The following is a 10792-nucleotide window of genomic DNA, read 5'->3' on the forward strand; positions in this document are numbered from 1 at the left end:
CCCTATGCCCCTATGCCCCTCTGCCCCCGCCCTCATCTCCCTCTAGGGGTGTACCCGTTGGTTAGGATAGAATATTCCCGCAGGTAACTGTCTGTCGCCGCTTGGATTTATCTTTGTGAGTGACTTCTTTTTCAGTTGCCACCACACTATATAAATCCATCATGCAACCACCCATTATAGTTGGCACTGTATTGCAAAATCGTTACCGCGTAATTCAAATTCTTGGACAAGGGGGATTTGGTAGAACCTATCTGGCAGAAGACCAGAGGCGCTTTAACGAACTGTGCGCGATCAAAGAATTGATTCCATTGGCTACACGCGCTTCTGACTGGGAGAAGGCACAAGAACTGTTCCAGCGAGAAGCTACTATTTTGTACCAAATTGAACATCCACAAGTACCGAAATTCCGGGAAAGATTTGACCAAGACCAGCGCTTATTTTTGGTGGAGGACTATGTCGCTGGCAAGACTTACCGGACTTTATTAGCCGATCGCCTAGCTGTTGGTCAAACTTTCAGTGAAGCAGAAGTGTTGCAGTTGATACGCTTTTTGTTGCCTGTGCTTGAGCATATTCACAGTCGCGGGATTATTCATCGGGACATCTCACCGGAAAATATTATTTTGCGAGATAGCGACGCTAAACCGGTGTTAATTGATTTCGGAGTGGTCAAAGAACTGGCAACGCGTTTGCAGTCACCAGATAGCGAATCACCAGTCACTACAGTAGGAAAATTAGGTTACGCTCCCAGCGAACAAATGCAAACAGGACGCGCTTATCCAAATAGCGATTTGTATGCCTTAGCAGTGACAGCAATAGTTTTGCTGACTGGTCGAGAACCAAGCGATTTATTTGATGAAAACCAACTTACTTGGAATTGGCAAAGATGGGTGAGGGTAAATCCGCAATTTGCCCAGGTTTTGAATCGGATGTTGAATCGGATACCGAGCGATCGCTATCAAAGTGCTGCTGATGTCGCCCAAGTATTACAATATCCAGAATTACCTGGTGTCCCCGCTCCTGAATTGTCCAATTTGCAAACAGTTGCTGTTGGTCGCCGCCCCGACCCAATATCACCACCAACCACACCCAACAACAAACCCGACCCCGTAATTACACCCAGCCGTAGCAGTTCAGTTTTAGATAATCCCTTGGCAGTCGGGGCAATTGGTAGTGCTGTTGTTGTTTTGGCAGGATTCGGTTCGTGGGCGCTGGTAAGTTCTATCCGCAATCATTCAAGAACATCCCAAGACCAGACCTCACCACAAACTTTTCCTTCGCCAGTTGTTTCTGGTGGTACTACATTCGCATCTCCACCCACACCTACACCTACTAACGAACAACCTGTTATCTCTACCAAGCGCCTCCCTTTAAGAGGATCTGACACAACTATAGTTGAAGATACTCTCAAGGCAAATCAAATCATTCAGTACAGCTTTTTTGGACAAAAAGGAGCTAAGTTAACAACATTTCTTGACCAAGGAAGCGGTATTTTACTATCAGTTTTAAATTCCAACCAACAACCAATTGATAATACTGCCCAGCAAGTAACATCCTATCAAGGAATATTACCGATTACTGGTAGATATACTATTCAGCTAACTCTCACTCCCGGAGTTGCCCAAAGCAATTACAACTTGAATGCTACATTAGAAAAACCGCTTGAGCCAGCAACCACACCAACACCTATAGAAACTCCTATACAGATACCAGTAGAAACCCCCACGCCAGCACCAATAATTACACCAACACCAATACCAACACCAACACCAACACCAATCATCACGCCAACGCCAACGCCAAATGCTGGTGGAGAAAACAGCCCACCTGTTAATAGCACATTTACACCATTTCCCAATCCCAGCACTTCACCCTAAATTCATGTCTCATGTCTTGATGAGTAGGATAATTTCATACTTCAGCCTTTACTTGAACTTGGGATTATTAAAAATTGTTAAACGCACTACTGATTACTGGAACCGATACTGAAGCGGGTAAAACTGTTTTAACCACAACTTTGGCAGCCTATTGGCAAAAATATTACCCCCAGCGTAGCTGGGGAATTATGAAACCAATTCAATCAGGAATTGGCGATCGCGAATGGTATCAACAACTATTTGCCCTAGAACAATCTGCCGAAGAAATTACACCCTTGTACTTTCAAGCACCTCTAGCCCCACCCATCGCAGCAGCGCGAGAAAATCGCCAAGTGGATTTAGCAGTAGTTTGGCAGACTTTGTCAGAACTGCGATCGCGTCGTGATTTCGTTCTGATAGAAGCTTTAGGAGGATTGGGTTCCCCAATTACAGATGAATTGACAGTGGCAGATTTAGCAGGAAAATGGCGTTTGCCAACGGTATTGGTAGTGCCCGTGAGACTAGGTGCGATCGCTCAAGCAGTAGCGAATGTAGCACTAGCTAGACAAACACGGGTGAATCTTAAAGGCATTGTGCTGAACTGCATACAATCTTATTCAGATGCAGAAATAGCCGATTGGACACCACCAGATTTAATTCAATCACTCACTAACACGCCAGTTTTAGGCTGTTTACCCTATCTGGATAACCTCAATGATTTAGATAAACTCGCTCAAGTAGCATCAAATCTGGATTTGGAAACATTACAGTTGTCGTACAGACGCGATTAATCGCGTCTGTACAAGAGTCAGTTGTCAGTTGTCAGAAGGTAGAAGTAATTATTATTTCTCCCTTGTCTCCCTCATCCTCGAATGGCGATTAACTTAACACCTTCAGAACGATTAAACTGGGAAAATGACCTAAGTTAGCTGTTTAGAACTAGCTTATTTTTAAAATGGTTTCCACTTTTCCCAATCCCTCTTCTGTTGACTTATCTCGCGTTCGCCTCTCGATTCGCTCACTGCAACCACAATTGGTAGAGTGGCGGCGGGGACTGCATCAAAAACCAGAGTTGGGTTTTAAAGAAAAACTAACCGCTGAATTTGTCTCACAAAAGTTACAGGAATGGGGAATTGACCATCAAACTGGCATTGCCCAAACTGGCATTGTTGCTACCATCGAGGGTAACAAACTCAGCACTCAGCACTCAGCACCTAGCACTCAGCACTCAGCACTCAGCACTCAGCACTCAGCCCTCAGAACTCAAAGAGTATTGGCAATTCGGGCAGATATGGATGCTTTGCCAATTCAAGAACTCAACGAAGTGCCTTATCGATCGCAGCACGATGGCGTAATGCACGCTTGTGGACATGACGGACATACAGCGATCGCTTTAGGTACAGCTTACTATCTCCACCAGCACCGAGAAGATTTTTCTGGCACTGTCAAAATTATCTTCCAGCCAGCAGAAGAAGGGCCGGGAGGTGCAAAACCGATGATTGAAGCAGGGGTGCTGAAAAACCCTGATGTGGATGCCATTATCGGCTTGCATTTGTGGAACAATTTGCCATTGGGAACGGTGGGCGTTCGCAATGGGGCATTAATGGCGGCTGTCGAGTTATTTGACTGTAAAATTTTAGGCAAAGGTGGACATGGTGCAATCCCCCATCAAACTGTAGATTCTGTGGTGGTTGCGGCGCAAATAGTTACTGCCTTGCAAACCATTGTGGCTCGTAATGTCAATCCCATTGATTCAGCTGTGGTGACAGTGGGCGCACTCCATGCAGGCACAGCACACAATGTCATCGCTGATACAGCCAGTATGGAAGGAACTGTTAGATATTTTAATCCGACATACAAAGGCTTTTTTAAACAGCGTATCGAGCAGGTAATTGCGGGAATTTGTCAGAGTCATGGTGCAAATTATGACTTGAAATACTACGAACTTTATCCCCCAGTGATTAATGATGCCACAATGGCGGAATTGGTGCGATCGCAAGCCGAAGAAGTTATAGAAACACCTGTAGGAATTGTGCCAGAATGCCAAACTATGGGCGGCGAGGATATGTCATTCTTCTTAGAAGAGATTCCTGGCTGCTATTTCTTCTTAGGTTCTGCTAACCCTGAGAAAGATTTGGCGTACCCTCATCATCATCCGCGATTTGATTTTGATGAAACCGCTTTGGCAATGGGTGTGGAAATATTCGTCCGTTGCGTGGAAAAATTTTTGAATTGATTGAGTGGCTAATCGGGACTTACGCCAAAACGTCGTCTTTTAAGACTGGGTGTAAGGGTTTAACTCACTTACACCTTCATACCCTTATACCCCTACACTTGCTGTTGTATTCTAGTTCGGCATTCTGGCAAAGCGAAAAAACGCTGCGATCGCTACATTAGAAGAATACATAAATGAAAATCATCCATTACCCAGATTTATCCGCAATTCATATCAAACCATGAGTGCAGTCACTATTTCTCATAATCCTTTGCTTAAAGGTTCTGGCTTACCTGCCTTCACAGAGATTCAACCAGAGCGAGTAGTACCAGCTTTTAATCAGTTATTGGAGGAACTCGACCAACAGCTTACCACCCTAGAGGCTAATTTACAGCCTACTTGGAGCGGTTTAGTAGAGCCTCTAGAAAAGCTGACAGAACGGCTGAACTGGAGTTGGGGTATAGTGAACCATTTAATGGGTGTGAAAAATAGCCCCGAACTACGCGAAGCTTTTGAAACCGTCCAGCCACCAGTGGTACAGTTCGTTAACAAACTCGGTCAAAGCCAACCCATTTATAATGCTTTTAAGCAACTCCGTAACAGCGATGACTGGAAAAGCTTAGAACCAGCCCAACAGCGAATTGTAGAAGCTGCCATCCGAGATGCAGAACTTTCTGGTGTTGGCTTACAAGGAGAAGCGCGGGAGCGTTATAACGCTATTCAAATGGAGTTAGCAGAACTTTCCACTAAATTCTCTAACCACATCCTGGATGCAACCAAAGCCTTTAGCTTAACCTTGACAACCAAAGCTGAAATCGACGGTTTACCCAATAGTTTACTCAGTTTAGCGGCACAAGCTGCTCGTGCTGCAAAAGAAGAAAACGCCACCCCAGAAAATGGCCCTTGGCGCATTACCTTAGACTTTCCCAGCTATAGCCCTTTTATGCAGCACAGCACCCGCCGCGATTTGCGCGAAAAGCTCTACAAAGCTTATATCACCCGTGCAGCATCCGGCGATTTAGATAATAATCCGCTGATAGAACGTATTTTAGAGTTGCGGCAAGAACTCTCAGATTTACTCGGCTTTGAGAATTTTGCTGAATTAAGCCTAGCTAGTAAAATGGCTCCCAATGTTGAGGCAGTTGAGGCACTGTTAGAAGAACTACGTAGCGCTAGTTATAATGCTGCTATCAAAGACTTAGAGGCACTCAAAGCTTTTGCCGCCTCCAAAGGAGCAGCAGAAGCCCAAGATTTACAACACTGGGATATCAGTTTTTGGGCAGAACGCCAACGAGAAGAAAAATTTGCCTTCACTGCGGAAGAATTACGTCCTTACTTTCCTCTTCCCCAAGTCTTAGATGGTTTATTCGGACTTGTAAAACGGCTATTTGGTGTCACTGTCACACCTGCCGACGGACAAGCGCCAGTTTGGCATGAAGATGTGCGTTATTTCCAAATTGCAGATGAAACAGGTTCTCCCATAGCCTACTTCTACTTAGATCCCTACAGCCGTCCCGCCGAAAAGCGCGGTGGCGCTTGGATGGATACATGCATTAGTCGAGGTAAAATCGCTGAAAACGGTGTGAATGCTATTCGGTTACCTGTGGCGTATTTGGTGTGCAATCAAACTCCTCCAGTCGATGACAAGCCTAGTTTGATGACTTTCAATGAAGTCGAGACTTTGTTTCACGAATTTGGTCATGGCTTGCACCATATGTTAACCAAAGTGGATTACAGCGGGGCCGCAGGTATTAATAATGTAGAGTGGGATGCAGTAGAATTACCCAGCCAATTCATGGAAAACTGGTGTTATGAGCGACCCACCTTGTTTGGCATGGCAAAGCATTACGAAACTGGCGAATCTTTACCAGAGCATTATTACCAAAAACTGCTAGCAGCTCGCAATTATATGAGCGGCAGTGCGACATTGCGGCAAATCCACTTTAGCAGCGTTGATTTAGAACTGCACTATCGCTATCACCCAGGTAGTAATGAAACTGCGGCAGACGTGCGCCATCGGCTTGCCAAGACTACTACTGTTTTGCCACCGCTACCAGAAGATTCTTTCTTATGTGCTTTTGGACACATTTTCGCAGGTGGTTATGCCGCAGGATACTACAGCTACAAGTGGGCTGAAGTACTCAGCGCTGATGCCTTTGCTGCTTTTGAAGAAGCTGGGTTAGAAGATGAAGAGGCGATAAAAGCTACAGGTAAGCGTTATCGAGATACAGTACTAGCTCTTGGTGGAAGCAAGCATCCAATGGAGGTGTTTCAATCATTCCGGGGTCGCAAACCGAGTACAGTTTCTTTACTCAAGCATAATGGCTTGTTAGCGATCGCATCTTAAAATAACAACACCTTGATTTATTGTGGGATAGGTGTCTCCACCTGTCCTACTGTTCTGCAACATCTATTTTCCTTTTCCTCCAGACTGTACGGTATCCCAAATTAGATCGAGGTTTGCTTGGGCTTTTTTAAGTGCTGTTTCTGGAGATGCACCTAACATCGTAGCTTCGATGGCGCGACCAAGACTGTCAGACAAGCGACTATAGCCAGGAATGATTGGTCGAGAACCAGATACAGACATTTGGTCAAGAAAGACTTTCAAGACAGGTTTTTGCTGGAGAAATTCTTGGTAAGCTTGACTTTGAGCTGACTTGATGTTGACTGGTAAAAAACCCGTTCCTATACTCCATTGAGTTTGGAATTCTTCACTCAAAACATACTCCAAAAATTTCAGTGCGGCTTGCTCTCTTGCTGGTGTAGTCTTCATTAAATACAAATTTTGAGTAGCTGTTACTGTCGCGTGCTTCACGCTTGCAGGTATGGGAAATACTTGATAATCAACTTTGGACTTCATTATATAAGTCCAAGGGCCTGTGATTTGCATAGCAACGCGACCGGCAATAAAAGCGTCCTCTTCATAACCTCGTTCTGAAGGGGAAAGGGTTGCTGAACCATCTTTTAATAGGTCTTGCCAAAATTTTAACGCTGCGATCGCTCCTGGATTTGTCAAATTCGGACGATTATCAGTAACAACCTCTCCCCCAGCACTTAATAAAAACGGGAACCAGCTAAAGACAGTCCATTCCGCCTTCCCCAGAGGTAACAAAATTCCATATTGTTCTGGTTGATTGTCGCCATTGCGGTCTATAGTTAATTTTTTGGCAACTTGCCTTAACTCTTCCCAAGTCTGCGGCGTTTGCGTAATTCCTGCTGCCTCGAAAAGTTTAGGGCGATAAAAAATGCCTATATTAGCAGTAGTCAAAGGCACTGACCAAATGTGACCATTTAATTGCAATTCCTCAAATAAGGTAGGAGTAATTTCCGACTTCAGCGGCAATTTTTTAAACCAATCTTCTAGAGGGAGAATTGCTTCTAATTCTACAAACTGGCCTGTAATTTGAGGGTTAAATAATAAAATATCTGGAGGCACATTCCCAACAACCGCTGTTAATATTTTCGGCAATTGTTGGTCTGGTTGACCTGCATATATAGATTCTACATAAATATCAGTATGAGTCTGATTAAATTTATCTACTAGTTTCTCAAAGACATCTCGATTAGCAGGAGGACTAATGCCTTGCCATAGTGTCAGATGAATAACATCTTTGTCCTTTGGTGCTGCACTATGACAACTATATAAAAATAGTAGGCATAAACTTAGAACAACTGCAAAAAACAATCTTTGCCAAAGATAACTAATAAAATGGCGAACAATATTTTTGATTTTATATATATAGAAAATTATTTTCATATCAAGTAGTTTGCTAAATGATGTAGATTTAAATATTATATAGTTGCTTGCAATTCCTCGTAGTCTTTTGGTGTATCAATATCAACTGCACCTAAGGGAAATGGCACGCGAAACACTTGGTTGAGGTGTCTATTAATCAACTGTTTTGCACCAACAGTCTCTCCTAAAGCTGCTAGTTCTGAGAAAAATGTGCGACTAAACAAAGCAGGTACCCCTAATGTTTCTGCATATTCCGAGGCGACGATCGCTTTTGCCAATGAATGATATGCTTCAACGAGGAGATTAATAATCTCAGATGAAAGAAATGGCTGGTCGCAAACAGTAATAACCGCTGCATCTATACTTTCAGAATAAGTTGACAGCGATCGAATTCCACTACGAATTGAAGCACTCATACCTAAATTCCATTGTGAGTTTTCAACCACCTGCACAAAAGGCTGTGTGACTTCAGAACGTATCTGTTGGGCATTTGCTCCCAAAACAACAACTACAGGTTTGCATACTGAGGCGATCGCACTTTCAATTGTATGCTGAAGTAAACTACGTCCCTGGTAAGGCAACAGTTGTTTAGGTCTACCCATACGAGTTGATGCACCTGCTGCCAGAATAATGATAGCAACATTTGATTTAGGCATTTCTACTTGGGGATTGGTAATTGTCAACAATTAGGAGTGTAAGGGTGTAGGGGACTAAATAACCTAAATAAGTAGTAATCTATTTTTTGTGATTATTCATACCCAAAGTTGGGCTTTAAATTCCAAGTTAAGATTTTGTGAGGAGCAAGTTGCGTGGCACTGACGAACACTTTAGAAACAAGTATCACAAAGCTACCTATTATTTATGGAATAGCTGCATTAATCACACTAGGGATGAACGCCAAAGCAATGGCTGGAACCCTCTATGACATTACCGACCTTGGCATCCTACCGGGCAGGACTTCCAGCGATGCCAGTAGTCTTAATGATTTAGGTCAGATAGTGGGTGGTTCATATGGCGATGATGGATGGCGCGCCTTTTTATGGAGCGCAAGCACTGGTATGAAAGACCTTGGTTATCTACAAAGTGCCTATCCTACTAGTTACGCCTCTGGGATCAATAATGCTGGTCAAGTGGTAGGAACCGTTGATGGTTACTTTGGTGACTATGTACGTCCTGGGTCTAGACCCTTCTTCTGGAGCAACAATACTGGTATGGTTGGTCTTGCGTTGAATGATACCAGCCCTGATGGTTCAGGCAAAGCCATCAACAATTATGGTCAGGTGTTGGGTGATGTGGGTCATATCGGGTATAGTGACTTTATTTGGAGCCAAAACACTGGTGAAACATACCTCAACCTCAACGCTCCACTAGGGTACGACCGAGCATACGCCTCCGATCTAAATGATAACGGTCAGGTAGTGGCGACCTTATATAACTTGTATCCACCTGGAGGGCGTGCTTTTTTAAGCAGTATCAATGGCAGCATAACCGACCTTGGCACTCTTCCAGGACGAGATTTTAGTACTGCTAATGCCATCAATAATGCTGGTCAGGTAGTAGGAATTTCATACAATCTTAACTACAATTCTGACACAGGCTCTTATGATGAACAATTTGCTCATACCTTTTTATGGAGTATTACCAGTGGTATGACTGACACTGGGTATGACTTTTATCCCAATGATATCAACGATGCCGGTCAAGTGGTGGGATCAATTGGTAGTAGCCCCATTTTGTGGAGTAGCAGCGATGGCATAGTTGACCTCAACACCCTTATTGACCCCAGTCAAGATTGGAAAATCTTAGGAGCAAATGCCATTAATGAAAAAGGGCAAATTGCAGCTACAGGCATCAATCAAAGCGGTCAGACACGCGCTCTTTTATTAACTCCTAGGTCTGGCGAAGCTGTACCAGAACCGATGACAATAGGCAGTACATTGCTTGCAGGAGCTGGATTAGTTTATCTGCGTCGCCGTCAGCTGCTGTCCTCATCAAAGCTTGCAGAATAATTTGTAATTGAAAATGCTGTGCTTCGGCGTTGCTCGAGCATTTGTTTCACCTTGCCTGCACAGCAATATAATACGAGTCTTATTAGATTTAGTTAGTAAAGCGATACTTGTCAGCTATCCATTATAGTACAGCTACAATGATTTAAAAGGCAATGTTCGGCAATCAGGCAGTATGTCGAAATCAGCCTCAAAGTATTTCCCAAAGTCATAATAGGAGGCAAATAATGGGATTGGCTGGGGTAAGAATCATCTTGGTAGAACCAGCTGGCCCGATTAATGTCGGCGCGATCGCTCGCTCGATGAAAAATTTCGGATTACATCAGTTAGTATTAGTCAACCCGCAATGCGATCCGCAAGCAACGGAAGCTATGAGGATGGCAGTTCACGCCAAGGATGTTCTAGAATCTGCACTCATAGTAGATACATTACCAGCAGCATTGCAGGGATGCATCCGAGCGATCGCAACTACTGCTCGCGTGCGTGATTGGGAAACACCTTTAGAAAACCCCCGCACAGCATTACCTTGGTTACTAGAAATCCCAGATCGACCCGTAGCTTTAATTTTTGGCAGAGAAGACCGAGGATTAAGCAATGAAGAATTAAATTATGCCCAGCGGTTTGTTCGCATTCCCACAAGTCAAAATTATCCATCTTTAAATTTGGCTACTGCCGTAGCAATTTGCTGCTACGAACTAGCACAAAATGCCGAACCCCTAGAAACACCAACCCCAATTCAAACAGAATTCGCACCTTTGGAACTTGTGGAAGTCTACTACCAACAACTAGAATCACTGTTACTGAAGATTGGTTATCTATACCCACATACCGCAGCAAGTCGCATGGAAAAATTCCGGCAACTGTATAATCGCGCTCAACTGCAAACTCAAGAAATCGCTATGCTGCGAGGCATTTTGCGGCAGGTAGAATGGGCACTGGAAGAAAGGCAGGGGGGCAGAGGGGCAGAGGAGCAGGGGGGCAG

Annotated in this window: 8 protein-coding genes; 6 read left to right on the forward strand and 2 right to left on the reverse strand. The window is 44.1% G+C overall.

Annotated features, from left to right (window positions below; translation table 11 throughout):
* Positions 1-161 precede the first annotated feature (161 nt).
* The 4 genes from I8752_RS19835 to I8752_RS19850 all read left to right on the forward strand — a co-directional run bounded on the left by I8752_RS19835 (position 162) and on the right by I8752_RS19850 (position 6415).
* The gene (locus I8752_RS19835; RefSeq protein WP_214434016.1) at positions 162-1874 is read left to right on the forward strand and encodes a serine/threonine-protein kinase; all 1713 of its coding nucleotides are present in this window, start codon (positions 162-164) and stop codon (positions 1872-1874) included.
* A 74-nt stretch (positions 1875-1948) separates the two neighbouring features.
* Entirely contained in the window at positions 1949-2644 is a 696-nt protein-coding gene (gene bioD, locus I8752_RS19840; protein ID WP_214434017.1) for a dethiobiotin synthase, read from the forward strand.
* A 164-nt stretch (positions 2645-2808) separates the two neighbouring features.
* Positions 2809-4089, forward strand: coding sequence for a M20 family metallopeptidase (locus tag I8752_RS19845; protein WP_214434018.1), 1281 nt, complete (start codon positions 2809-2811; stop codon positions 4087-4089).
* Between the two features lie 220 nt (positions 4090-4309).
* Positions 4310-6415 carry a M3 family metallopeptidase gene (locus tag I8752_RS19850; protein WP_214434019.1) on the forward strand — a complete coding sequence of 702 codons (2106 nt, stop codon included), beginning with the start codon at positions 4310-4312 and terminating at the stop codon, positions 6413-6415.
* A 63-nt stretch (positions 6416-6478) separates the two neighbouring features.
* Here I8752_RS19850 and I8752_RS19855 read toward each other — a convergent pair whose 3' ends face one another.
* The gene (locus I8752_RS19855; protein ID WP_214434020.1) at positions 6479-7825 is read right to left on the reverse strand and encodes an ABC transporter substrate-binding protein; all 1347 of its coding nucleotides are present in this window, start codon (positions 7823-7825) and stop codon (positions 6479-6481) included.
* Positions 7826-7860: 35 nt separating this feature from the next.
* Positions 7861-8460 (reverse strand): nucleotidyltransferase family protein, encoded by a 600-nt coding sequence (locus tag I8752_RS19860; RefSeq protein WP_214434021.1) that lies wholly within the window; start codon positions 8458-8460, stop codon positions 7861-7863.
* Positions 8461-8613: 153 nt separating this feature from the next.
* On the opposite strand from I8752_RS19860, the gene I8752_RS19865 reads away from it, so the two are divergent.
* Together I8752_RS19865 and I8752_RS19870 are read left to right on the forward strand one after the other, a co-directional pair.
* Positions 8614-9813 (forward strand): PEP-CTERM sorting domain-containing protein, encoded by a 1200-nt coding sequence (locus I8752_RS19865; protein WP_214434022.1) that lies wholly within the window; start codon positions 8614-8616, stop codon positions 9811-9813.
* 224 nt (positions 9814-10037) lie between these two features.
* Positions 10038-10792 (forward strand): RNA methyltransferase (locus I8752_RS19870; RefSeq protein WP_214434023.1); only part of this gene is annotated, 755 nt, incomplete at its 3' end.

Source organism: Dendronalium phyllosphericum CENA369 (genome assembly GCF_016056275.1).
Classification (GTDB): Bacteria; Cyanobacteriota; Cyanobacteriia; order Cyanobacteriales; family Nostocaceae; genus Dendronalium; species Dendronalium phyllosphericum.